This is a genomic window from Thalassobaculum fulvum (assembly GCF_014652915.1).
GTDB classification, from domain to species: Bacteria; Pseudomonadota; Alphaproteobacteria; order Thalassobaculales; family Thalassobaculaceae; genus Thalassobaculum_A; species Thalassobaculum_A fulvum.
The window spans coordinates 162,840-186,838 of sequence record NZ_BMZS01000013.1; the positions used below are offsets into that span (position 1 = coordinate 162,840).

Sequence of the window (23,999 nt, forward strand, 5' to 3'; positions counted from 1 at the left end):
GAGGGCGCATGCCGGATCGTGATCCGGACCAGGCGCCGGGGGCCGGGGCGAATGACGGTACGGACCTGAGCGCCGAGGACGCGCGGATCGTCCACATCACCCTGGACGAGCGCACGGTCATCCGCCGCAGCCCGGAGGTCGAGCAGGAACGGGCGATCGCGGTCTACGACCTGCTCGAGGAGAACCGCTTCCGGCCGCTGGAAGCGGGCGCCGGACCGTATCATCTGCATCTGCGGATCGAGGAGAACCGGCTGATCCTCGACGTGCGCGACACCGGCGAAGGGCCGCGGGCCATCGTCGCCCTGCCGCTGACCCCGTTCCGCCGGGTGGTGCGCGACTACTTCCAGATCTGCGAGAGCTACTACGACGCCATCAAGCGGCTGTCGCCGTCGCAGATCGAGGCGATCGACATGGGCCGCCGCGGCCTGCACAACGAAGGCTCGTCGCTGCTCCAGGAGCGTCTCGGCGACCGGATCGCGATGGACTTCCAAACCGCCCGGCGGCTGTTCACGCTCCTTTGCGTTCTGCACATCCGGGGCTGACCGACGTGACGGTCGATCCGCTCGCCCCGATCGCCCAGCCCAGCGCGGTCCTGTTCGCCTGCAGCATGAACGCGGTGCGCTCGCCGATGGCCGAGGCTCTGCTCAAGCGCCGTCTCGGGACCAGGGTCTACGTCGATTCCTGCGGCGTGCGGCGCGGCGAGCTCGATCCGTTCGTGATCGAGGTGATGGCCGAGCGCGGCATCGACATGGGGCGACACCGACCCAAGAGCTTCGACGACCTGGAGGACGGGTTCTTCGACCTGATCGTGTCGCTGTCTCCGGAAGCCCAGCACCGGGCGATCGAGCTGACCCGGACCATGGCATGCGACATCGAGTACTGGCCGACCCTCGACGTCACCGTGATCGAGGGCAATCGGGCGACCCGTCTGGACGCGTACCGGGCGGTCCGGGACGAGCTGGAACGAAGGATCGAGGCGCGGTTCCCCGAAGCAACGGAATAGTAGACCGCATGTCACCGCAGCCGTTCGGTCAAATCGCTTGACGCCGGTCGGCGCCACCAGCACTTATTCGCCTTCCGCAACCCGGGCAGGAGGGCCCATGCCGAAGGACGACGTCATCGAGTTCTCGGGCACCGTTTCCGAACTTTTGCCGAACGCGATGTTTCGAGTGAAACTCGACAACGAGCACGAAGTACTGGCGCATACCAGCGGCAAGATGCGCAAGAACCGCATCCGTGTGCTGGCGGGCGACAGGGTCAATGTCGAGATGACTCCCTACGACCTCAGCAAAGGCCGCATCACATTCCGCTTCAAGTGACTTCACAGATCGCGTCCGGTCCCGAGCGAGTACCGCCGTTGCGGGCGGGCGGACGGGCCGAGTTCGTGCTGGCTTCCGCGTCGCCGCGGCGCGCCGACCTCGTGCGCCAGATCGGGCTGACGCCGGACCATACAGATCCCGCCGACATCGACGAGACGCCGCGCCGCGGCGAACGGCCGCGCGCCTATGCCTTGCGCATGGCGGGGGAGAAGGCCCGTGCGGTCGCCGGACGCCGCCCGGGATGCTGGATCCTGGCGGCCGACACGGTGGTGGCCTGCGGTCACCGCATCCTGCCGAAGGCCGAAACCGCGGACGACGCGCGCCGCTGCCTGGCGTTGCTGTCCGGGCGGCGTCACCGGGTGATCGGCGGGCTCGCCCTGGTCGCACCGGACGGCACGCTCCGGGCCCGCGCGGTCGAGACCGCCGTCGCCTTCAAGCGGCTGGAGGACCGGGAGATCGACACCTACCTCGCTTCGGGCGAGTGGCACGGCAAGGCCGGCGGCTATGCGATCCAAGGCCTCGCCGCCGCCTATGTGACCTTCGTCAACGGGTCCTACTCGAATGTCGTGGGACTGCCGCTGGCCGAAACCTATGCGCTGCTGACCGGCGCCGGCTTCCGGCATCGCGACCCGGATCATGACCCGGGTTGACCGGATCGTCGTCGACCGGGCGCCCTGGGTGACCCGGGTCGCGTTCCTGGCCTCGGGCGAGGTCGTCGAGCTCTGGGTCGAAGGCGCCGACCGGCCGTCGCCGATCGGTGCGGTCGCGCTGGCCCGGGTCACCGCCGTGCATCGCGAACTCGGCGCTGCGACCATCGCGATTCCGGGCGGCGAGGCCAGCCTCTCGGACCGCTCGGTCGTGGAGGGCGAGCGGCTGATCGTTCAGATCGTGGCCGACGGCGTCGCCGCCAAGCGGCCGGTGGCCCGCGCCGGGATCGAGCTGTCCGACGGGCCCGTGGTCCTGACGCCCGGCATGCCGGGCGTGGGGTTGTCGTCCTCGATCCGCGGCAAGGCAAAGCGGGCCGGTCTGAAGGCGGCGCTGGCGGTCGAGGTGCCGGCCGAGTGCGGCGTGCTGGTCCGTGCCGGCGGTGCCGACCGGCCGGCCGAGGATCTGGTGGCGGCGGCCCGGCGCCTGCTGCAGCGCTGGCGGGCGATCCAGGAAGCGGCCCGGACCGGCGAGCCGCCACGCTGGCTCGAGCCGCCGGCATCGGCGATCGAGGCGGCCCGGGGCCATGCGCCGGGGGTGGAGCCGGAGGTCGACGACGGCGGCCGGCTGTTCGAGGACTGCGGTGCGGCCGATGCGCTGGAAGGTGCGCTCGCGCGGCGGGTCGGCCTGCCCGACGGCGGCGAACTGGTGATCGAGTCGGTCGAGGCGGCGACCCTGATCGACGTCAACCTGCCGGCCGGCGGTCGCGACGGTTTCCGGCGCGCCAACGAGGCGGCGGCGCTGGCCGCGGTGCGGCAGGTCCGGCTGCGCGGCCTGCGTGGCACGGTGCTGCTGGACCTGCCGCGCATGACCGACCGGGCGGCGCGAAGCCGGGTCGTGCAACTGGTGACCGAGATGACGGCCGACGATCCGTCGCCGGTCCAGGTATTGGGCTGGACGCCCGGCGGCATGCTCGAGCTGGTCCGCAAGGGCGTGAGGCGACCGCTCGCCGACGACCTGCTGGAGGTGCCGGCGGAACCACCCGTCTCGCCGCGCGCCGCCGCCTGGAGTGCCCTGGCGGGGGTACGGCGCGAACTCGGCCGGATCGCCCGGCCGCGCCTGTCGGTTGCGCCGGCCGTCGCCCGGTGGCTGGACGGTCCGGGTCGGCCTATCCTGGAGGCCGAGCGCGCCCGGCTGGGGTATCTGGAGGTCGTGTCCGACCCGGCGTTGGGCCGCGACGCGTACCGCGTGGAGAGCGAGGACTGATGGCGGAAGTGCATTCGATCGCCCGGGCCCGGCGCAGCCGGTGCCCGATCTGTCAGAAGCCGAGCGTCGCTGACCACCGGCCGTTCTGCTCGGCGCGCTGCAAGACCATCGACCTCGGGCGCTGGCTCGGCGGCGAGTACCGGGTGCCGACCGAGGAGGAGCCGGAGGAGGGCGACCTCGAGGCCGTGCTGCGGCAGCGCCAGGCCGACGAGGAGCGTTAGCGGGTCACTGCCGCGGTCGCGGCGATGGCCCGAGGTCTTCAGCCACGTCGCGGCCGCCGGATGAATGCGGGATCCGACGAACCTGCTCGACCAGGAACGCCAGACGAGGTGACCTGTCGGCGATTTCGCGGGTCTCTTCGCCCAGCGCGCAATCTCAACTGCGCAAGCAGAGCAGGTTCTTGGGATCGTCGTCGATCTGCCAGGAGAACCCGGCGGCTTCGATCTTCCGCAATGCCTCGCTGTTTGCCGGATTGCCGGTGTGGATTTCCAGCCGGATCGAGCGCAACCGTCGATCGGTCAGGGCTTCCGGCATGCCGGCGATGATCCTGTGCTCGGTCCCGTCGACGTCTATCTTGATATGCGTCGGGAACTCTATCTTTCCCTCGGCGACGAGGTCGTCGAGCCTGTAACCCTGCACTGTTTCGACGCCGTTCGACTCCGAAGCGGCATTCTCGCGGCCATCGTCGAACGCCTGGGACGCTGCGCCGGCGTGGTCGGAACTGAACGACAACGGCCCTTCTCCGGTCCGGTCGGAGATCGCGAGGGCAAGCGGCGTCACGCGATCCCGGACGGCGTTGAGCGAGATGTTTCTCAACAGTTCCGAATAGTTGGCCGAGAAGGGCTCCACCGCGTAGGTGCGGCAGCTTTTCGTGACGGCGGCGGCAATCGAGAAGCAACCGATATTCGCACCGATATCGAGGAAGACATCTCCGTCGCGGAACTGCGAGATCAGGCGCAACAGCCCCGGCTCGTTGAGGAAAAAGTACCGCAAGCGAAAATCGACGAGGCTGTTGGAGACGTGGTAGCGAAGCGTGCGATCGCCGATCCGGATCTTTGCAATGCCCGCCTTGACGACAGCCGACGTGACTGGCTGCCCGAAATGCTCGCCAGCGGATAGTCGGCCGAAATGCTCCGAGAGTCGCAAGAAGACATGCCGGACTGGCTGATCTTTATCCAACAACATGCACATGATCTTGAAGACGACGGATCGCAAGAACGACTCGCTGCCTCCCCTCGGTGAACCGGGGCCGTGCAACGGGGTGAGCTTTTCCCAAATCCTGCGATAGATGGCGACAATGTCGGGGTTGTATTCCGTTGATTGATCAAGAAATCGGTCGATCGCGGCGTCGATGTTCGCTCCGTCGATGATCTCTGCCGCCCGTTGATGCAAATACAGACTCGCAGAATAAATCGACAGGGCCACATCAAGAATATAGAGAGCCTCCAGGTATCGGTCTTCCGCAACACACCAATCGACTGCGGCGATACAGTCCGCTTTCGACGCCGTCCGTGACTGCAGCCCGCCATAAAAGCCGCTCAGCTGTTCAGAGAAAAGCATCGGTACCCCGTGATCTCCGCCGTCGGTCCCGCGCGGGCGGGTGCTTTGGATTCTCGACCGGGCGCGCCCGGTGGTACCGAAGCGGCCTCAGGATTCGTCCCGGCACCAGAACTGGTACATGCCGAGGAACATGTCGGGGCGTTCCGCTTCGACAGCGTCCCAGGCCTCGAGATCGAGGCCTAGGGGGTCGTCCGGGCGGTGCCGGCGGTACAGGGCCAGCATCGCCGGGTCCGGCAGTTCGAAGCCCAGGAACGTCAGCCGCAGGCCCTTGAGGGCGTCGGCGATCCACAGCGGGTCGACGGCGGTCTCCTGGGCGTGCAGCAGGGCGTCGCGCACGCCGCTGGCTGCGTAGAAGTCGGCGGTCCGCAGCAGCGCGCGCGCCGGGTGTTCCGGCGGCAGCATCCTGACGGCCCGGCGGGCCGCGCGGATCCGGTCGATCTGCGGGCCCTCTTCGGGGATCGCGTCGCGCACCTCGTCGAAGCAGGCACGGGCCCGCCGGCTGTACAGCGCGATCCGCATCAGCCCGCCCGGCGCCAGCAGGCCGCGCAGGGCGCCCCAGCCGTTCAGCGGGTAGGCCATGTGGTGCAGGACGCCGGAGCTCTCGATCAGGTCGAAGCGCTCGGCGTGCCCGCCGAGCGCCAGGATGTCGGCCTGGCCGAAGGTGATGTTGGGCACCCCGAGGTCGCGGGCCATGCGCTTGGCATAGGCCAGGGACCGCCGCGACAGGTCGACCGCCAGCACGCTGCAGTCGCGGTAGCGGCGTGCGGTCTGAATCGCATGGCGCCCGGTGCCGCAGCCGGCGACCAGGATCCGCAGCGGCGGTTCCGGGAGATCCGCGGTCGGCGCGCCCGGCAGTACCCGCTGGAGGTGCTCGGCCAGGGCGCGGGGCGGGCGGCGGTCGATCGACAGCCAGCGCGGATAGGGGTTCTCCTCGTACTGGGCCCGGACCCGGGCCGAGGTGTCGTCGGCGATCGCGGTCAGGGTGGCGAGGTCCTCGGCGATCCGGGCTTCGGCGTGGGTATCGAGGAACGAGCGCCGCAGCAGCAGGGCTGACAGCGACGGGTCGCCATAGCGCAGCATCGAGGCCTCGCGGCGCAGGCTCTCGGCGTCCGGGTCGCTCTCCATCGGCCGGTACATGGCCCGGACCAGGGCGCGGTGCGAGGCCGGATCGGGCCGGTCGGCCTGCCGGTCCAACGCGTCCAGGCCGGCGACCTCCTCGTCGGTCTCCGGCCACACCCATTCGGCGGCGCGCGCCTGCAGCGCCAGGGCCGCCAGCCAGTCCGGCTTGGCGGCGATCGGCCGTTCGGCCGCCAGCTCCGACAGCAGCGCCCGGCGGGTGAACACGATCGCCGCTTCCAGCTCGGCGTCGACCACGACCGCCCAGCTCAGCGCCGACAGGGCGAGCTCGTCCGGGAAGAATTCCGTGAGCGGCTTGAAGCCGGAATCCGGCTGGCCGTCCGGGTAGCCCCAGGTTGCCGCCTCGATCGCCCGGCGGATCCCGGGATGGGCGCGCCAGATCCGGATCGCCGGCGCGGCGAGCGCCTGGCGGTCGATGTCGTCGCGCTCGAACAGCGCCGACAGCACGGACCGCGCGCCGGCGTGCGGCTTGTCGAACGGGCAGCGGCGCAGGGCGGCGATCAGGGCGTCGCGGTACTCGGTGTCGTCGGCGCTCAGCCGCCAGGCGTCGATCCGGTGCTCGAGGGCGTCCATCGGCCGGCCGAGCGCCTCCAGCCCGGCGGCCAGATTGACGTGCGCCGCCAGGTAGTCGGGCTTCAGGCGGATCGCCCGGCGGAAGCACGGCACCGCGTCCTTGACGTGGCCGGCCGCCTTCAGCGCCACCCCGAGGTTGTTGTGCACGTCCGGCAGCCGCGGCCGGCGCTTGATGACGTCCCGGTAGACCTCGGCCGCCTCCAGGTAGCGGCCGGCGCGGAACAGCGACCCGGCGCGCTGCAGCGCGTCGAGCGCCGAGCCGATATCGATCGTCGCGCGCCGGTTCATCCGGTCTTCTTATCGGGGATGCAGGTCGAAGGCGATGCTGATCCGTTCGCCGCCGCCGGTGAACGGCACGGTGCGGTGCCAGACGTAGGACGGGAACAGCGCGAGCACCCCGGTCTCGGGCTTCAGCGTCCGCAGGGTCGCCCGCCCGGTGTCGGGGATGCCGTAGCCGGGGCGGTTGAACTCGATCCAGCCGGCGCGCTCCGGGTCGTCGTCCTGCACGGCCGGCGGCATCTCGACGTAGTAGACGCCGCTGAGCCAGCCGAGGTTGTGGATGTGGCCGGACTGATGGCCGCCCTCGCCGAGGATGTTGCCCCAGGCGTCGAGGGCGTAGCCCGCCGGGATCGCCCGCAGGTGTGGATGCTCCGGGTCGGTGGCCGGCGCGGGCAGGTCCTTGACGTAGCGGTCCAGCACGACCGCCAGCGCCCGGGCGAAGCCCTGGATCGCCGGATCGTCGTGTTTCAGCACGTCGGTGACCAGGGCGCCGCCGCGGATCGCCCGCTTTGTCGGGTCCCAGTCGTCGCGCCGGTTCGGGTGGGCCCGCACCGCCGCCGCCAGGGCCCGGTTGAACGCCGCGATGTCGGGATAGCCGGCCGGCAGCGGCAGCTCGTAGGTGCGGATCAGGCTGCCCCAGCCGACCAGCCGGTCGGCCTCTTCGGCCCGGCCGAGGTCGTACAGGCCGGTGACCGCCAGGGCGTTGGCGCGGATGTGGCTCGGCTGGCGCGCCAGGACGCCCTGGCAGACCGCCAGGGCGGCGGTGGTGTCGGCGAGCTTCAGGGCGGCGGTCGCCAGGTTCATGGCCGGCCGGTCCTCGGCCGGCGCTACGGCCAGGGCGCGCCGGTACGGCGCCACCGAGGACGCCGGATCGTCGGCCCGGACCTGCCGCAGGTTCCCGTAATCGTACCACCCCGACCAGGAGGACGGGTCGAGGGTGAGCAGGCGCCGGTAGGCCCGCTCGGCCACGTCGACCGGCTCGTGATCGGCGGCGAGCTGGGCGTCGAGGTCGCGGGCCGGGGGATAGTCCGGCGCCGCGGCCAGGGCGGCGTCGACGTGCCGGCGGGCCCGGGCCGGATCGCCGGAGCGCCGGGCGGCCCGCGCCGCCAGGGCATTGGCCACCGGATTGGCCGGCTGGACCTCGAGGATGCGGGCGCACACCGCCGCCGCCTCGGCGGTGCGGCCGGCGTTCAGGTGCTGGATGGCGAGGCGGAGCGCGTCGGCGATCTGCATGGGTGCCGGCACTGTATTCGGCGGACCGGAGCCGATCAACGCCGACGCGGTTGAGACCGCGCGGGGGGCGGTATATGCAGAGGGCAGAGGCGGTTTCAGCGGCGCGGATCGGTTGTGCGATGGACCAAGGCAGCAAGGCGACCGTGCCGGTCTACGCCGTTGCCGAGCAGCTGCGTCGTGGCGGCCGGTTTGCGGCCGCGAGCGAGATGCTGGAGCAGCACTGCCGGCGCCGGCCCGACGACCTTCAGGCCCGCTACGTGCTGGCGGTCGTGCGCCGTGACCTCGACGACCTGGCCGGGGCGGCCGTGGCGATCCGGCCGCTGCTCGGAATGCCGCAGGCGCCGGTCCAGCATCTGGCCGGGCTGATCGCGCTCGACCTCGGCCGAGAGGAGCGGGCGGTCGGCCGCCTGCGGCGGGCCCTGGTCTGCGATCCGGCGCACCCGGGGGCCTGGCAGTCCCTGGTGGTCCTGTCGGCTTCCGAGGCGCGCGCCGTCGCCTGGGCCAAGGCCGCCATGGCGGTCGATCCCGGCGACCCGGGCGGCTGCATCGACCTGGTCTGTACGCTGCTGGCCGCCCGGTCGGCCACGGTCGCGCCCGGGCTGATGGCCGCGCTGGCGACCCTGCGGCACGAAGGTATCGAGTTCTCGGCCGCCGGCGCCCTGTCTGAACTGATGCCGGACTGGCGGGCGGTCGGATCGGACGGGGGGGTGGGCGGTTTCGGCGCCGCCGAGCTTCTCGGCCTGATCGGCTCGGCCCTGTCGCGGTTCCGGAGCGCGCTCGCGGTCGAGTCCGGAATGACCCGCCGCATCACCCGGCTGGCGGTCTGGGACCCGGGGCGGCGGCTGCCGTGGCTCGGCCTGCTGGTGTTGCGGTCCGAGCGGGCGCGGCCGGGCGACGGCGGCCTGCTCCGGGCCGCCGCCCGGGTGGCGGCGTTCGGCGGGGTGCTGGAGGATACCGCCCGCCTGGCGCGGCCGTTCGAGGCCTGCGTGCAGGCGAAGGCGGTCGCTGCCGCCGGACGGGACGTCGACCCGGCGATCAGGATCGGCCACGCGGCCGGCCTGCAGGCGCTGGCCGAGCGGGTCGGCCGGCCGGTCGAGCTGCGGATGGCCGGCGAGCGGCGGCTTGTGACGCTGGGAGATCGCCGAATCGCCTATCACGCGCCGTCCGACGGCGTCGCCGGATTCGCGTCCGTCCTGTTCCTGTTCGAGCCCGGGCTGTGGCGCTGGATGGCCGGCTTCCGGCCGGACGACGTGCTGCTCGACATCGGCGCCAATGTCGGGATCTACACGATCGCGGCGGCCGGGCTGTTCGGCGTGCGGGTGGCGGCGCTGGAGCCCTACGGGCCGAATCTCGCGGTGCTGCGGCGGAACGTGGCGATCAACCGTCTGGCCGACCGCGTCACCGTGCTGCCGGTGGCGGCGACCGACGTCGAACGCACCGGCCGGCTGTACCACGAGGGCGGCGAGGCCGGGGCGGCGTCCCAGCACTTCGAGACGGCGGTGGACGGGGCCGACGAAAGCGAGCCGTTCGACCGGGTCGAGGGGGTGCCGGTCGACGTCCTGGTCGAGCGCGGCACGATCCCGTTCCCGACCCGCATCAAGATCGACGTCGACGGCAACGAGCGGGCGGTGATCGAGGGCATGACCCGGACCCTGGCGGACCCGCGCCTGCACAGCGTGCGCCTGGAGGTTCGCTGGAAGCGGCCGGAGGGCCGGGCGGTGGTCGAGCGGGTGGAGTCCTTCGGGTTCCGGGCGGCGATCGACGACGACGCCAAGAACCTGCTGTTCACCCGCGTCGATTTCCCGTCGAAAACCGGTTGATCGGCGCTGGACAGCCCGGTCGGCGGCGGCTATACAGCGCGCCGTGCCTTTCGGCACCGCCCAGGTAGCTCAGTTGGTAGAGCAGTGGACTGAAAATCCGCGTGTCGGTGGTTCGAATCCGCCCCTGGGCACCATTTTCCCTTCTTGATATCGCGCGACAGCAACCGGCCCTCGGCCGGGGCTTCAGAGCGCTAATTGTTGCGTAGCTCGATCCACGTCGAAAGCAACCGGTCGCGGTCGGCCGCCGGGCCGACCAGGATCTCGACCCGGCCGGGCTCGCGCACCGGCTTCAGGTCCGGGCCGGGCAGCAGGAAGTCCTCGGGGCCAAGGGTGAACCGGACCGTGGCCGTGGCGCCCGCCGCCAGCGTGACCTTCCGGAAGCTGCGCAACTCCAGCAGCGGCCGGGCGCTGCTGGCCACCGGGTCGTGCAGGAACAGCAGCGCCGTCTCCTCGCCGGCCCGGTCGCCGAGGTTCGCCACCTCGACGGTCACCTCGACCAAGTCGTCGGGCCCGGCGACGGCCGGCGTGGCGGAGGGGTCGGCATAAGCGAAACGCGTGTAGGTCAGGCCGTGGCCGAACGGGTACAGCGGCGCGTTCGGGCAGTCGACGTAGCGCGACACGAACCGGTTGTCCGGGTCGAGCGCCGGTCGACCGGTCGGGCGCTGGCCGAAGAACACCGGGATCTGGCCGCGGTCGACCGGCCAGCTCACGGTCAGCCGGGCGCTCGGCGCGTGGCGGCCCGACAGCAGGTCGACCAGCGCGTTGCCGCCCTCGACCCCGGGGAACCAGGCGACCAGCACCGCCGGCACCCGGGCCAGCAGCTCGCGCTCCAGCAGCGGCCGGCCGCAGGTCAGGACCAGCACCGTCGGCACGCCGGTGTCGAGGACCGCCGCGGCCAGCAGGCGCTGGGCGCGCGGCAGGCCGGGATCGACCCGGCTGGCGGCCTCGCCGGAGATCTCCGCCGGCTCGCCCAGGCACAGCACCACCAGGTCGGCGTCGCGCGCCAGCTCGCGGGCTTCGGCGATACTCTGCTCGTCGCAATCCTCCAGGCCACAGCCGGCGGCATGCCGGATCTCGCGGTCGGGCAGGCCGGCGGCCAGCCCGTCGAGGTAGGAGACCGCGGCCTCGGTCTGGCCGGCCGCCCACCACGGGCCGTACAGCTGGTCGCCGGCGGCGGCGAGCGGGCCGATCACTGCGATCCGCCGGGCCGAGGCCGGCAGCGGCAGCAGGTCGCCGTCGTTCTTCAGCAGCACCATCGAGCGCACCGCGGCTTCGCGGGCGAGCGGACGGTCGAGCCCGCGGTGACTGCGGGGCAGGGTGTCGAGACCGCGATAGGGATCGTCGAACAGGCCGAGTCGGCGCTTCCAGCGCAGCACCCGGCGCACCGCGGCGTCGATCTCGCGCTCGGCGACCAGGCCGCGCCGCAGCGCGTCGGGCAGGCCAAGCTCGTAGGCCCGCCCCATCATGTCGATGTCGACCCCGGCCTTCAGGGCCAGCGCCGCCGCTTCCGCCAGGTCGCCGGCGACGCCGTGCGCCAGCAGGTCGGACAGCGCGGAGTGGTCGCTGATCACCACGCCCGCGAAGCCCCAGCGCCGGCTCAGCAGGTCGCGCAGCAGGCGGCGGTCGGCGTGCAGCGGCGTGCCGCCGAGGTCGCCGAGCGACGGCATCACCGCGTCGACCCCGGCCCGAACCGCGGCGGCGAACGCCGGCAGGTGGACCTCGTGCAGGGTGCGCTCGGAGACCTCGGCCGAGGCGTATTCCCGGCCGCCGGTGACCGCGCCGTAGGCCGCGAAGTGCTTGGCGGTCGCCGACAGGGCGTCCGGCCGGGCGGGATCGTCGCCCTGGAAGCCCCGGACCTTGGCTGCGGCGTAGGCGGCGGCCAGCCAGGGATCCTCGCCGGGGCTCTCGGCCATGCGGCCCCAGCGCGGGTCGCGGGCGACGTCCAGCATCGGCGCGAAGGTCAGGGCGACGCCGTCGGCGGTCGCCTCCTCGGCCGCTCTCCGGGCAGTGCGCTCCCACAGGTCCGGGTCGAAGCTGCCGGCCTCGGCCAGCGGGATCGGCAGGATGGTGCGGTGGCCGTGCAGCACGTCGAGCCCGAACACCAGAGGGATGCCGAGCCGGCTCTCCTCGACCGCCACCCGCTGGACCTCCCGGATCGTGTCGCGGCCCCACAGGTTCAGCAGGCTGCCGGCCCGGCCGGCGCGCACGGCGTCCAGGTAGTCCGGCGACAGGGTCGGCCCGGTGGCGGCGTAGTCGCCGCTCAGCATCGCGAGCTGGCCGATCTTCTCGGCGAGCGTCATCCGCGCCAGCAGTCCCGCGATCTTGTCCGGCACCCGCTCACCCGACGTCGTTGGCGGATCTGAACGATCCGCGGCCATTGCCGAAGGCCGACGGAGGTAAGGTATAGTCCAAGCGGTTCGGTGCCGGAAGGACGCGCCCGGCGGGCGCGCTTGGGGATCGATGACAGGCAAGGCGGCCCGAGACACGTCCGACCCGGGGAAGCCGGAGCCCGCGCCGGCGGATCGGCGGCCGACCGGCGAGCTTCGCCGGCACGCGGCGGCCTTCCTGCGCGCCATCGCCCGGGCCTCCAACAGCCGCTGGGTCTACCTGCTGGTCGGCGGCGTCACCGTGGTGATCGCCGCCACCACGCTCGGCCAGATCCGGCTCAACGAGTGGCAGCGCGATTTCTACGACGCCCTGGAGCAGCGGCAGTTCGACGACCTGCTGGTGCAGCTCGGCGTATTCGTGGCGATCATCGCCGTGCTGCTGACCCTGCAGGTCGCCCAGACTTGGCTCGGCGAGACCCTGAAGATCGCGTTGCGCAAGGCGGTCACCGTCGACGTGCTGGACGAGTGGCTGCGGCCGCGCCGGGCCTACCAGCTCGCCTGGGCCGGCGAGGTCGGCCAGAACCCGGACCAGCGCATCCAGGAGGACACCCGCCACCTGTGCGAGCTGTGCGGCGACCTCGGCATCGGGCTGCTGCAGTCGACCCTGCTGCTGGTCAGCTTCATCGGCGTGCTGTGGGTGCTGTCCGAGCATGTCACCCTGGTCTATGACGGCCACCGGTTCGAGATTCCCGGCTACATGGTGTGGTGTGCGATCGCCTATGCGGCGGCCGGGTCGTGGGCGACCTGGCGGGTCGGGCGGCCGCTGATCGCGCTCAACGCCGAACACTACGCCCGGGAGGCGGATTTCCGGTTCGCCCTGGTGCACACCAACGAGGCCGCCGAGGCGATCGGCCTGAACGGCGGCGAAGGCGACACCCGGTCGGAACTGGGTACATGGCTCGACCGGGTCCTGGCGATCCAGCGGCGGATCGTCCGCGGCCTGGCGGACCTGACCTGGGTGACGGCCGGCTACGGCTGGCTGGCGCTGGTCGTGCCGATCGTGGTCGCGGCACCCGGCTATTTCAGCGGCACGCTCAGCTTCGGCGAACTGATGATGGTGACCGGCGCGTTCTTCCAGGTGCAGCAGTCGCTGCGCTGGTTCGTGGACAACTACGCGCGGATCGCCGACTGGCGTGCGACCCTGCTGCGCGTCATGGCGCTGCGGCTGGCGCTGCCGGACCTTGGCCCGATGGGCGTCCACGCCCGCCGGATCGCGTTCGAACAGCATCCCGAGGGCCGGCTGGCGCTGGAAGGCCTGGTGGTCGAGCTGCCGGACAAGCGCGTCGGCCTCGCCGAGCCGCGGCTGGAACTGGCGCCGGGCGACCGGGTGCTGGTGACCGGCGGTCCGGGGCGCGGCAAGTCGATGCTGTTCCGCGCGGTCGCCGGGCTGTGGCCATGGGGCAAGGGCCGGGTGCTGCTGCCGCCGCCGGACCGGATCATGTTCCTGCCGCAGCACCCCTACGTGCCGATCGGCAACCTGCGCAAGGCGGTCGCCTATCCGCTGGAACCAGAGCGCTATCCCGATGCCGAGGTCCGGGCGGCGCTGGAGCGGGTCGGGTTGCGGCACCTGCAACGACACCTGGACGAGGCCCGGCGCTGGGACAAGGAACTGGCCCTGGAGGAGAAGCAGTGCCTGGCGTTCGCCCGGCTGCTGCTGCACCGGCCGGCCTGGGTGCTGATGGACGATCCCCTGAACGCCGTCGATCCGGCGCGTCGCGCGGAGCTGTTCCAGGTGTTCGAGCGCGAGCTTGCGGCGACGGCGGTGCTGGCGGTCGGCCGGTCGATCGCGGCGGCCTGCGAAGGCTGCCGGGTGATGGAACTGGTCGAGGTCTCGAACGGAACGGCGGTCGGGGAGGCCGCGCAATGACCCCGGACCCGATGCCCGACGATACGGCGCTGTTGGACGAGGTCCAGCGCCGGACCTTCGGCTATTTCTGGGACTTCGCGCATCCGGTCAGCGGCCTCGCCCGCGATCGGGCGCGCAGCGCCGACGACCCCGGCGACGACACCATGGCGGTCGGCGGCAGCGGCTTCGGGGTCATGGCCATCGTGGTGGCGGTCGCGCGCGGCTGGGTGACCCGGGCGGGCGCGCTGGAGCGACTGCTGGTCATGACCGGCTTCCTGGAGCGCGCCGACCGGTTCCATGGGGTGTTCCCGCATTTCATGGACGGGGCGACCGGCAAGGCGATCCCGTTCGGCCCGCTCGACGACGGCGGCGACCTGGTGGAGACCGCCTACCTGATGCAGGGGCTGCTGACCGCCCGGCAGTATTTCGACGGCCCGGGATCGGCCGAGGCCGAGCTGCGGGCCCGGATCGACCGGCTCTGGCGGGCGGTCGAGTGGTCCTGGCACACCCGCGGCGGCGAGCCGGTGCTGTACTGGCACTGGAGCCCGGCGCACGGCTGGGCCATGAACCACCAGGTGCGCGGCTGGAACGAGTGCCTGATCGCCTACGTGCTGGCGGCCGGCGCGCCGGACTGCGCCGTCGACCCGGCCGCCTACCACCGCGGCTGGGCCGGCGGGTCGGAGTTCCGCAACGGCCGGCGCTATCACGGCATCGCGCTGCCGCTCGGCCCCGACTACGGTGGGCCGCTGTTCTTCGCGCACTACTCGTTCCTCGGGCTCGACCCGCGCGGGCTGGTCGACCGCCATGCCGACTACTGGGCGCAGAACCTGGCGCATGTCCGCATCCACGAGGCGCACGGCCGGCTGAACCCCGGCGGTTTCGCCGGCTACGGGGCGGACTGCTGGGGCCTGACGGCGAGCGACGACGACCGCGGCTACGCCGCCCACGACCCGGCGAACGACCGCGGCGTGGTCTCGCCGACCGCGGCGGTGTCCAGCCTGCCGTACTGGCCGGAGGCGGCGATGCGGGCGATCCGGCACTTCCGGTTCGGGCTCGGCGGCCGGGCCTGGGGCCGCTGGGGCTTCGTCGACGCCTTCAACGAGAGCGTCGACTGGTTCGCCCCGACCTTTCTGGCGATCGACCAGGGGCCGATCGTCTGCATGATCGAGAACCACCGCAGCGGCCTGCCGTGGCGGCTGTTCATGAGCGCGCCCGAGGTCCGGCGCGGCCTACTGCGGCTCGGGTTCTCCAGCCCGGCGCTCGGAGGGTAGGGCAATGACCGAGCCGCTCGACGCCTGGATCGACCGCCAACTCGCGGTCTCGACCGAGCGGCTGCTGGCGGCGGTGTCGGCGACCGGGCTCAGCCGTCCCGGGCCGCGGATCGGGCAGGTGATGCGCCCGGCCCGCGGCTCGGTGCTGGCGGCGCCCAAGCCGGTGCCGGGCCAGGACGAGCCGGACTATTTCTTCCACTGGTACCGCGACGCCGCGGTGGTGATGGGGTCTCTGGTGGCGCTGTATCGCCAGGGCCGGTTGCCGGAAGCGGGGTGCGGCCGGTTCGCGGAGTCCGTGGCCTTCGACTGGGGCCTGCGGCGGATCGACGGGCCGGCGGTGCTGGCGCGCGAGGCCTGGCCGCCGACCACCATCCCGTTCCTGCAGCCGCATGTCCGGCCGCGCGCCGAGGTCGTGGCGCTGCGCGGGCCGGCGGTCGCCGCCGACGTGCGCTGCAACCCGGACGGAACCCTCGACCTGCTGCGCTGGAGCCGGCCGCAGCACGACGGCCCGGCGATGCGGGCGCTGACCACCATGCGGATGCTGGAGGCCGGCGCACTGGCCGGCGAGCGCGACCGGCGGCGGGCCGAGAAGCTGCTGCTCTCGGACCTGCGGTTCTGCCTGGCCCGGCACACGGTGGCGTGCTTCGATCCGTGGGAGGAGGAACTCGGCCACCACTTCTACACCCGGCTGGTGCAGCACGCCGCCCTGCGCCGGGGCGCCGTGTGGACCGAGACGGCCGGGCATCCGCGGCTGGCGGCCCGGTTCGCCGGCGCCGCCGAGGCGCTGGCCGAAGCCCTGGCGGGTCACTGGTCGGCGGTCGACGGCTACTACCGCAGCCGCCTGCCAGGGCCGACCGTGACGGCGGCCAAGAGCCTCGACAGCGTGGTGCTGCTGGCGGTGCTGCACGCCGGCCTGGCCGACGGCCGGTTCAGCGTCGCCGATCCGCGCGTGGAGGCGACGGTGAGCAAGCTGGAGGCGTTCTTCGCCGCGACCATGCCGGGCAATGCCGGGCGGAAACCCGGCGACGGCCTGATGCTCGGCCGCTACGAGGGCGACACCTATTTCGACGGCGGCGCCTTCCTGCCGTGCTGCTTTGCCTTGGCGGAGTACCGCTACCGGCGCGACGAGCGGGCTCGTGGCGACGCGGTGCTGGCGTTCCTGTGCGGCATCCTGCCGGAAAGCGGCCTGCTGCCGGAGCAGCTCGACCGCGCCACCGGCGCCCCGCGATCGGCCCGCGACCTGGCCTGGAGCCACGCCGCCTTCGTGACGGCGGCGGAGGCGCGGGCGGCGCTCTCCTAGACACGGGCATTGCGAACAAAACAAGAATCATGATTCAGTCGGCCGACCATGTCCGTCCGGCCGCTCGCCCATGTCGCTCGCCGTCCTCGATGATCTCAATCCCCAGCAGCGCCGCGCGGTCGAGCACGGCGTGCGGGACGGGGATGCGTCGCCGGGTCCGCCGCTGCTGGTGATCGCCGGGGCCGGGTCGGGCAAGACCAACACCCTGGCGCACCGGGTCGCGCACCTGATCGCCAACGGCGCCGACCCTTATCGCATCCTGCTGATGACGTTCTCGCGCCGCGCGGCGTCGGAGATGACCGGCCGGGTCGAACGGATCGCCCGGCGGACCATGGGCGAGGGTGCGCGTGTCATGGCCGCGGGGCTGACCTGGGCCGGGACCTTCCACGCGGTCGGCGCCCGCATGCTGCGCGAGTACGCGCCGCAGATCGGCCTGGACCCGGACTTCAGCATCCACGACCGCGAGGATTCCGCCGACCTGCTGAACCTGGTGCGCCACGAGCTCGGGTTCTCGAAGACCCGCAACCGGTTCCCGACGAAGGCGACCTGCCTCGCCGTCTACTCGCGCTGCGTCAACTCGGGCGCGCCGCTGGAGGAGGTGCTGGCGTCGGCGTTTCCGTGGTGCGCGGAGTGGCCGGAGGAGTTGAGGCAGCTGTTCGCCGGCTACGTCGAGGCCAAGCAGCGCCAGAACGTCCTCGATTACGACGACCTGCTGCTGTACTGGGCCCAGACCATGGCGGTGCCGGAGCTGGCTGCCGAGATCGGCGGCCGGTTCGACCACGTGCTGGTCGACGAGTACCAGGACACCAACCGCCTGCAGGCCGACATCCTGCTGGCGCTGAAGCCGGATGGAAGCGGCCTGACCGTGGTCGGCGACGACGCCCAGTCGATCTACGCGTTCCGCGCCGCCACGGTCCGCAACATCCTCGACTTCCCCGGGCACTTCGACCCGCCGGCCGCGATCGTCACCCTCGACCGCAACTACCGCTCGACCCGGCCGATCCTGGACGCCGCCAACGCGGTGATCGACCTGGCGGCGGAGCGCTTCACCAAGAACCTGTGGACCGACCGGGACGCGGCCGGCCGGCCGCGGCTGGTCACGGTGCGCGACGAGCAGGGGCAGGCCTACTGCGTGGTCGAGCGGGTGCTGGAGAACCGCGAGGCCGGGATCCCGCTGAAGCAGCAGGCGGTGCTGTTCCGGACCTCGCACCACAGTGGCCCGCTCGAGGTCGAGCTGACCCGCCGCAACATCCCGTTCGTGAAGTTCGGCGGCCTGAAGTTCCTGGACTCGGCGCATGTGAAGGACCTGCTGGCGCTGCTCCGGTTCGTCGAGAACCCGCGCGACCGGGTCGCCGGGTTCCGGGTGCTGCTGCTGATGCCGGGGGTCGGGCCGACCGCCGCCCAGCGGGTGCTCGACCACATGGCCGACGCCGCCGACCCGCTGGCCGCCGTCGCCACCGCCCCGGCGCCGCCGCGGGCCGGCGGGGCCTGGCCGGACTTCCTGGCGGCGGTCGCCGACCTGTACGCCGGCCGGTCCGGCTGGCCGGCCGAACTGGAGCGGGCGCGGCTGTGGTACGAGCCGCACCTGGAGCGCCTGCACGAGGATTCGACGGTCCGGCATGCCGACCTGATCCAGCTCGAGCAGATCGCCGCCGGCTATCCGTCGCGCGAGCGGTTCCTGACCGAGTTGACCCTGGATCCGCCGGACGCCACCAGCGACCAGGCCGGGGTGCCGCTGCTGGACGAGGACTACCTGATCCTGTCGACGATCCATTCCGCCAAGGGCCAGGAGTGGTCGTCGGTGTTCGTGCTGAACGTGGTCGACGGCTGCATCCCGTCCGACCTCGGCACCGGCACCTCGGCCGATATCGAGGAGGAACGGCGGCTGCTGTACGTCGCCATGACCCGGGCGAAGGAGGATCTGAGCCTGATCGTCCCGCACCGGTTCTTCACCCACAACCAGGCGGCCCGCGGCGACCGCCACGTCTATGCCTCGCGCACCCGGTTCATCCCGAAGGCGCTGCTCGGCCTGTTCGAGGCGACGACGTGGCTGGCGGCTTCGGCTGCCTCGGCGACCCGGCCGGCCGGCGGCGCCGTGCGGGTCGACGTCGGGGCCCGGGTGCGCGGCATGTGGCGGTGATCCGGTGAGCGTCGAGAGCCTGTGCCCGGATTGCCGGTCCGGCTACGGTTGCGGATGGCGGACGGGCGGGAGCGGGCCGGTATGATGGAAGTCGCGAGCATGGTGGACGACGCGCTGCGCCGGCGGCTTGTACGCGAACCCGGCGACGTGGCGGCGTGCACGGCGGTCCTGCGTCGGCTCTCCGCTTCCCGGCCGCTCTACGACTGGTTCCGCCGGCTCGCCGCGTTGACCATTCAGGTGGACGGCGACGTGCTGCGCAAGGCGATGGAGGCCACCAGGGTCGTCTCAGGCCCGGAACTGAGCCGTTTCGCGAACACGGTTTCGGTGACCCATCGCCTCGTCGTGCCGTTCGTGGTGGCGGCGATGCTGGCGAACAGGCGCATCGACTATGCCAAGGTCGCGGCCACGCCCTGCGCATACGGAAGTATGCGCAACAGCTTCGAGCGCGGCATGGCGACCCTGTCGGACCGGCTCGTCCCGGCTTCGGCGCGCGAGATCTTCGAGATCATGGTGGTCAAGCAGCACATCCGGGCGGTGCTGCTGGAAGCCGGCCATCTGGCGCTCGGCAACCGGGTGAGCGAGAACGTGTCGGCGTTCCTGCGGGAGATGCGCCTGGCCATCAACGGCAAGGACGGTCCGCGCGGGTTCACCGAGCAATGGACGGTGGCGATCGGCCACATGGTTCTTCTGGCCTTCCTGGCCCGCGGCCAGCAGGTACCGGGGCTGCTGGACTTCGCGGGGGTCAAGGTCTGGGAGGGGCCGGTCGCCAACGGCTATCTCTGGCGGCGGATCCAGGCGCTGGTGCCCGACCTCGAGGTGGTGCCGCGCGGCGCGGTGTTCGCCGACAACCATTCCAGCCGCAACCTCGAATGGGTCGAGGGCCGCTACGTCGACGTGTTCGAGGCCTGCGGGATCATCGCCGATCGGACCGGCGACGAGCGCGGTGCGATCATGCAGCGTCCGGCTCCTGACGAACCGGAACTGCGGCGGTTCCGCGAGGCTGCGGGGATCGGCCCGGGTGAGCGCATCGTCACCGTGCACGGCCGGCAGGCCGGGTACCGACCGAACGAGCAGCACGATCTGCGCAACGTCGACATCGAGAGCTATGTGCCGGCCCTGCGCATGCTGGTACGGCGGGGGTACCGGGTGGTCCGACTCGGGGACTCGACGATGACGCCGCTGCCGGCGATCGACGGCCTGGTCGACTACGCCGTGTCGCCACTGAAGTCCGAGGCGCTGGACGTGCTCTTGCCGGCCGCCGCCGCCTTCCATATCGGCTCCAGTTCGGGCCTGTCGGTGGTGCCCCTGCTGTTCGGCGTGCCGTGCCTGTTCCTGAACTGGCACCCGTTCGACCTGCTGCCCTGGGGGCGTTCGAACTGGACCGTGCTGAAGCCGATCGAGGCGATGGCCGACGGGGCCCCGGTGACCGACCGGCAGACCTATGCCGCCGTCGGTCAGATGCGCGCGCGGCCACTGCTGAACGGCTTCGGCTACGACGCAAGGCCCCTGAAGGCAAGCGAGATCGAGCGGGCGGTGTCGGGGTACGTCGACGCGCTCGAGGGCGAGACCGCCGTGCCGCCGAAGTCCGGCCCGAACATCGGACGCATCCTGGTGTTCGACACGGACGGACGGCTGCGGGATCTCGCCTGAGCGGCCCGGGGTCAGTCGGTCAGTTGGCGACCGGGGCGGAACCCGAGTACGTGCCCTTGTTGTCGTCGATCGCCTTCCAGCTCCTGGTCGAGGCGTCGGCGCTCTCCAGCGTGCCCCAGTTGGCCTGGGACTTGTCGAGGCTCCCGGGGATGTCGCTTTCCCAGAAGCCGACCACGGTCGGGGTGATGTTCAGGTAGAGCTTGCCGTCGACGATCCGCCAGAGGTTCGGGTTGCCCGGGACCTTGCCGCCCTGGGAGATGCCGTAGGCGCAGTGCCCGTCATAGGCCGGGGCGTACTTCGCGGGGTCGGCGAGGAACTTGGCCCGGTTGGCTTCCGAGGAAAACGCCCACTTGGCGCCGTTGTACTCGGCGGTGATGTCGGCGCGTCCGGGGACGGCGTGCGGCTGCTTCTGGCCGACCGGCACCTGCTTCAGCTCGAAGAAGGCGACCGGGTCGTAGCCGCTCACCGCGAAGCCGGTCTCGTCGACGTATTGCTGTCCGGCATGGGCGGTCGCGAGCGTCGCCAGCGACAGGACCGAGGCCAGTATGAGTTTGCGGAACATGGGGGAGCCTTTCGTTCGTCGGGTTGAGCGGCGCCGCCGACGGCGGACGTCGCTGCCCGACGATTTGGTATCCCCCTGACATCGCGTTCAAATCAGCAGATCGCACATCCGCGTGACGGTCGCGATGGTTGGCGGCGGCAACGAAAAAGCCCCGCGGGCGGACCCGCGGGGCTCGTTCCGTTCGGCCGGTTCGGCCGATCAGAGGTAGGCGATGCCCTCGGCGGAGGAGCGGCCGTCACGGCCGGCCTCGACGCGGTACTCGACCTTCTGGCCCTCGCCCGGGCTCATCAGGCCGGCGCGCTCGACGGCCGAGATGTGCAGGAACACATCCTTGCTGCCGTCCTCCGGCTGGATGAAACCGAAACCCTTGGTGGTGTTGAAAAACTTCACGGTGCCAACGGCCATGTCCGTGTCTCCTTGAATAAACGCCGCGCGCCGTATGCCGCGGTCCCGGCTTGTCGGTCAAAACAGAAAGACCGGCAGCCTCAAGAGACGGACAGTAGCTTCTGATCGAGAGCGATAGCTAGACTGATATCGTTGGTTTCCGGGAGATTTGCAAGCCGTAAATCTTGTTTTCCAAATATTTCGGGATTCCCGGGTGTGGCCGGAATGGCCGGCGGGCGCCGGAATCCGCGCCCGCCGGCCGTGCGTCTCAGAGGGCGCCGGCGGCCGTGTGCCTGATCTTCGGCCAGTTGCCCTCGGCCTTGGCGATGGTGCCGGCCCGGTCCTCCTGGAACTTCTTGAAGATCGCCTCGTTCAGGAAGACGTACAGCTTGCCGTCGATCACCTCGGCGTAGCGCGGGTCGCCGTCGAACTTCTTGCCGACCGCCACGCCGTAGGTGCAGAAGCCGCCGTTCTGCGGCACGTAGCGGCCGGGGTTCTTCTCGAACGCCGCCTTGTTGGCGGCCGAGGTGAAGTAGTAGGCGACGCCGTCGTGCACCGCGGCGTGGCCGGCGTCGCCGGTCGCCTGGGTGCCGCGCTCGACGAACGCCACCGGGTCGACCCCGCGCAGGCCGAGCGGCGCGCCGGCGTAGGTCAGGCCGGGGCCGATGTTGATCTCGTCGACGGCATGGGCGGGGGTGATGGCGGCAACGCTGGCCAGCAGGGCGGCGGCGACGGCGATGGACTTGTACATGGTCGGTTCCCTTCGTGGATGTCTGGTGGGCGGCGCGCTCAGGCGGCGGCCGGCGTGCCGGTCTTCACGACCGGGAAATCGATCTCGGTCGCGGCGGCGTGGTTGAGGTAGTTGGTGAAGATGTTGAGCACGGTGTTGGCCAGGATCTCGACCACCTGCTCGTAGCTGAAGCCGGCGCCCCGGACCGCCGACAGGTCCTCGTCCGACACCTGGCCGCGGGTGGCGACGATCCGCGACGCGAACCGCAGCGCGGCCTGCATCCGCGGGTCGGTCGAGCGGCCCTGCAGGTTGCGGCCGATCTCGTCCGCGGCGAGGCCGGAACGGCCGCCGAGCACGGTATGGGCCGAGGCGCAGTAGTCGCACTCGTTGGCACCGGCCACCGCGAGGGCGATCTGCTCGCGCTCGGCGGCCGACAGGGTGCCGGCCGCGAGGGCCCCGGACAGGGCCAGGAACCCGCCGAGCGCGGCCGACGACTGGGCCATGGTCCCGATGATGTTCGGAACCCCGCCCATCTGTTTCTTCACCGCGTCGAGGTAGCCCGCGGTCTTCGCCGGGGCGGTAGCCTCGTCGATGCGTGGGATGCGTTGCATGCAGCCTCCTGTGCATGGGTTGCTTGGACAGGAGGCGAGATGGATCGGGTGGGACGATGGATCAATCAGTATTCAAATGTCATGGATGCCCTGCATCGCGTCTGGGACGATGTGCATCATTTGATGCGATTCGGCGGTACTCCGTGGGCGGCAGGCCGAACCGCGCGGCGAACGCCCGGGTGAAGGCGGCCGGCGATTGGTAGCCGGTCTGGCCGGCGACCTGCTGGACGCTGGCCTGCGGATCGTCGAGCAGCGACAGCGCCTTCTGCAGGCGCCAGTCGGCGAGATAGGCCATCGGCCCGACCTCCATCAGCTCGCTGAACCGGGCGGCGAACCGGCTGCGCGACATGCCGACCTCGGCGGCCAGGCCGTCGACCGTCCAGGGCCGGGCCGGCTCGGCATGCATGAGCTGCAGGGCGCGGCCGACCTGGCGGTCGCGGAACGCGTCCAGGACCGCCCGCAGGGTGCCGTCGGTGCCGATGCCGGCGCGCAGCAGCTCGATGAAAACCACCTCGGACAGCCGGGTGACCGCAGCGGCCGAGCCGGCGCCGTCGGCGAACACCCGGCGGACCACCAGACGGAGCACGTCGTCGAGCCAGGGCTCGCGGGCGCGCGCGGCATTGGTGGTGACCAGGAACTCCGGCAGGGCGCGCAGGATCGGGTGGTCGGCGCCGGTGCGGAAGGTGAAATGCCCGCACACCAGCTGGGTGGTGGCCGCCGGATCGCCGTCGCCGACCGCCAGCACGCCCTCGCCGTCGTAGCCGACCGCCGACAGTACGGTCTCCAGCGGCGGGGCGTCACGGCCGGAGCGGTCGGCGATGACGTGGCTGCGGCCGCGCGGGATCAGCACCAGGTCGCCGGGCCCGAGCTCGATCGAGGCGCCGGACGGGAATGCCACGTGGCAGCTGCCCTGCACCACCAGGTGGAAGCGCGCCGCCTGCCGCAGATCCGGCACCGTCACCGCCCAGGGCGGCGAGAAGTCGGTCCGGTAGTAGAACGCGCCGCGCAGGTTCAGGGTGTCGAGGATGTCGTCGAGGACGTCCATGGATACCGGTCCGTCAGATTGCAGATCGTCCGAATGTAGAGGACGGTCTGCAATGTTGGGAGCGATCTTTCGAGTGGATCGCACTACCTCTCGTCATTCCGGACGGACGCGCAGCAGCGCGACCGATCCGGAACCCATGCAGTGACGAGCGCTGGCGGTAGCCGGTGGGTTCCTGTGTGTTTGAAGTGTGCTTTTGTTGGAGCGGGGCGGGAGGCCGTTGGGTTCCCGGTGCGTGACACCC

At 71.4% G+C, this 23,999-nt stretch carries 21 protein-coding genes and 1 tRNA gene; 13 read left to right on the forward strand and 9 right to left on the reverse strand.

Annotation, left to right across the window (positions count from 1 at the left end; all coding sequences use genetic code 11):
• Nucleotides 1-8 precede the first annotated feature (8 nt).
• The 6 genes from IE246_RS24930 (at nucleotide 9) to IE246_RS24955 (ending at nucleotide 3,451) form a co-directional block, all read left to right on the forward strand.
• Nucleotides 9-542: a UPF0262 family protein gene (locus tag IE246_RS24930; RefSeq protein WP_189994832.1), complete on the forward strand. Its 534-nt coding sequence runs from the start codon at nucleotides 9-11 to the stop codon at nucleotides 540-542.
• A 5-nt stretch (nucleotides 543-547) separates the two neighbouring features.
• Nucleotides 548-1,003 carry an arsenate-mycothiol transferase ArsC gene (locus tag IE246_RS24935; protein WP_189994834.1) on the forward strand — a complete coding sequence of 152 codons (456 nt, stop codon included), beginning with the start codon at nucleotides 548-550 and terminating at the stop codon, nucleotides 1,001-1,003.
• Between the two features lie 97 nt (nucleotides 1,004-1,100).
• Complete coding sequence (gene infA, locus IE246_RS24940; RefSeq protein WP_189994836.1) at nucleotides 1,101-1,319, forward strand: translation initiation factor IF-1; 219 nt, start codon at nucleotides 1,101-1,103, stop codon at nucleotides 1,317-1,319.
• Nucleotides 1,320-1,357: 38 nt separating this feature from the next.
• Entirely contained in the window at nucleotides 1,358-1,969 is a 612-nt protein-coding gene (locus IE246_RS24945) for a Maf family protein (RefSeq protein ID WP_189994838.1), read from the forward strand.
• Nucleotides 1,956-3,230: a ribonuclease E/G gene (locus tag IE246_RS24950; RefSeq protein WP_189994840.1), complete on the forward strand. Its 1,275-nt coding sequence runs from the start codon at nucleotides 1,956-1,958 to the stop codon at nucleotides 3,228-3,230. The genes IE246_RS24945 and IE246_RS24950 overlap by 14 nt, the downstream gene beginning before the upstream one ends.
• Nucleotides 3,230-3,451, forward strand: coding sequence for a DNA gyrase inhibitor YacG (locus tag IE246_RS24955; protein ID WP_189994842.1), 222 nt, complete (start codon nucleotides 3,230-3,232; stop codon nucleotides 3,449-3,451). The genes IE246_RS24950 and IE246_RS24955 overlap by 1 nt, the downstream gene beginning before the upstream one ends.
• A gap of 154 nt (nucleotides 3,452-3,605) precedes the next feature.
• On the opposite strand, the gene IE246_RS24960 is transcribed toward IE246_RS24955, so the two are convergent.
• From IE246_RS24960 to IE246_RS24970, 3 genes are all read right to left on the reverse strand, one after another.
• Nucleotides 3,606-4,790 carry an FkbM family methyltransferase gene (locus IE246_RS24960; protein WP_189994844.1) on the reverse strand — a complete coding sequence of 395 codons (1,185 nt, stop codon included), beginning with the start codon at nucleotides 4,788-4,790 and terminating at the stop codon, nucleotides 3,606-3,608.
• Nucleotides 4,791-4,877: 87 nt separating this feature from the next.
• On the reverse strand, nucleotides 4,878-6,788 hold the full coding sequence (locus IE246_RS24965; RefSeq protein ID WP_189994846.1) for a methyltransferase domain-containing protein: 1,911 nt from the start codon (nucleotides 6,786-6,788) through the stop codon (nucleotides 4,878-4,880).
• A 9-nt stretch (nucleotides 6,789-6,797) separates the two neighbouring features.
• Nucleotides 6,798-8,012: a 2OG-Fe(II) oxygenase family protein gene (locus tag IE246_RS24970; RefSeq protein ID WP_189994848.1), complete on the reverse strand. Its 1,215-nt coding sequence runs from the start codon at nucleotides 8,010-8,012 to the stop codon at nucleotides 6,798-6,800.
• Between the two features lie 119 nt (nucleotides 8,013-8,131).
• Here IE246_RS24970 and IE246_RS24975 point away from each other — a divergent pair, with 119 nt between their 5' ends.
• Together IE246_RS24975 and IE246_RS24980 are read left to right on the forward strand one after the other, a co-directional pair.
• Nucleotides 8,132-9,832 (forward strand): FkbM family methyltransferase, encoded by a 1,701-nt coding sequence (locus IE246_RS24975; protein ID WP_189994850.1) that lies wholly within the window; start codon nucleotides 8,132-8,134, stop codon nucleotides 9,830-9,832.
• A 58-nt stretch (nucleotides 9,833-9,890) separates the two neighbouring features.
• Nucleotides 9,891-9,966 (forward strand) — tRNA-Phe (locus IE246_RS24980).
• 57 nt (nucleotides 9,967-10,023) lie between these two features.
• Here IE246_RS24980 and IE246_RS24985 read toward each other — a convergent pair.
• Nucleotides 10,024-12,165 (reverse strand): glycoside hydrolase family 3 N-terminal domain-containing protein, encoded by a 2,142-nt coding sequence (locus IE246_RS24985; RefSeq protein WP_229837486.1) that lies wholly within the window; start codon nucleotides 12,163-12,165, stop codon nucleotides 10,024-10,026.
• Between the two features lie 127 nt (nucleotides 12,166-12,292).
• On the opposite strand from IE246_RS24985, the gene IE246_RS24990 reads away from it, so the two are divergent.
• The 5 genes from IE246_RS24990 to IE246_RS28060 all read left to right on the forward strand — a co-directional run bounded on the left by IE246_RS24990 (nucleotide 12,293) and on the right by IE246_RS28060 (nucleotide 20,426).
• Nucleotides 12,293-14,086 (forward strand): ABC transporter ATP-binding protein/permease, encoded by a 1,794-nt coding sequence (locus tag IE246_RS24990; RefSeq protein WP_189994854.1) that lies wholly within the window; start codon nucleotides 12,293-12,295, stop codon nucleotides 14,084-14,086.
• Complete coding sequence (locus IE246_RS24995; RefSeq protein WP_189994856.1) at nucleotides 14,083-15,336, forward strand: glucoamylase family protein; 1,254 nt, start codon at nucleotides 14,083-14,085, stop codon at nucleotides 15,334-15,336. The genes IE246_RS24990 and IE246_RS24995 overlap by 4 nt, the downstream gene beginning before the upstream one ends.
• Nucleotides 15,337-15,340: 4 nt before the next feature.
• Entirely contained in the window at nucleotides 15,341-16,636 is a 1,296-nt protein-coding gene (locus tag IE246_RS25000; RefSeq protein WP_189994857.1) for a glycoside hydrolase family 15 protein, read from the forward strand.
• A 70-nt stretch (nucleotides 16,637-16,706) separates the two neighbouring features.
• A complete protein-coding gene (locus tag IE246_RS25005) occupies nucleotides 16,707-18,776 on the forward strand; it encodes an ATP-dependent helicase (protein WP_189994859.1) in 2,070 nt (689 codons plus the stop codon).
• An 81-nt stretch (nucleotides 18,777-18,857) separates the two neighbouring features.
• The gene (locus IE246_RS28060) at nucleotides 18,858-20,426 is read left to right on the forward strand and encodes a TIGR04372 family glycosyltransferase (protein ID WP_229837487.1); all 1,569 of its coding nucleotides are present in this window, start codon (nucleotides 18,858-18,860) and stop codon (nucleotides 20,424-20,426) included.
• A gap of 19 nt (nucleotides 20,427-20,445) precedes the next feature.
• Here IE246_RS28060 and IE246_RS25015 read toward each other — a convergent pair whose 3' ends face one another.
• The 5 genes from IE246_RS25015 to IE246_RS25035 all read right to left on the reverse strand — a co-directional run bounded on the left by IE246_RS25015 (nucleotide 20,446) and on the right by IE246_RS25035 (nucleotide 23,758).
• Nucleotides 20,446-20,988 (reverse strand): YHS domain-containing (seleno)protein, encoded by a 543-nt coding sequence (locus IE246_RS25015; protein WP_189994861.1) that lies wholly within the window; start codon nucleotides 20,986-20,988, stop codon nucleotides 20,446-20,448.
• Between the two features lie 198 nt (nucleotides 20,989-21,186).
• Nucleotides 21,187-21,393, reverse strand: a complete 207-nt coding sequence (locus IE246_RS25020) for a cold-shock protein (RefSeq protein ID WP_189994863.1) — start codon at nucleotides 21,391-21,393, stop codon at nucleotides 21,187-21,189.
• 247 nt (nucleotides 21,394-21,640) lie between these two features.
• Nucleotides 21,641-22,123 (reverse strand): YHS domain-containing (seleno)protein, encoded by a 483-nt coding sequence (locus IE246_RS25025; protein WP_189994865.1) that lies wholly within the window; start codon nucleotides 22,121-22,123, stop codon nucleotides 21,641-21,643.
• Nucleotides 22,124-22,161: 38 nt separating this feature from the next.
• Nucleotides 22,162-22,713 (reverse strand): carboxymuconolactone decarboxylase family protein, encoded by a 552-nt coding sequence (locus IE246_RS25030; RefSeq protein WP_189994867.1) that lies wholly within the window; start codon nucleotides 22,711-22,713, stop codon nucleotides 22,162-22,164.
• 79 nt (nucleotides 22,714-22,792) lie between these two features.
• Nucleotides 22,793-23,758 carry an AraC family transcriptional regulator gene (locus tag IE246_RS25035; protein WP_189994869.1) on the reverse strand — a complete coding sequence of 322 codons (966 nt, stop codon included), beginning with the start codon at nucleotides 23,756-23,758 and terminating at the stop codon, nucleotides 22,793-22,795.
• Nucleotides 23,759-23,999 lie beyond the last annotated feature (241 nt).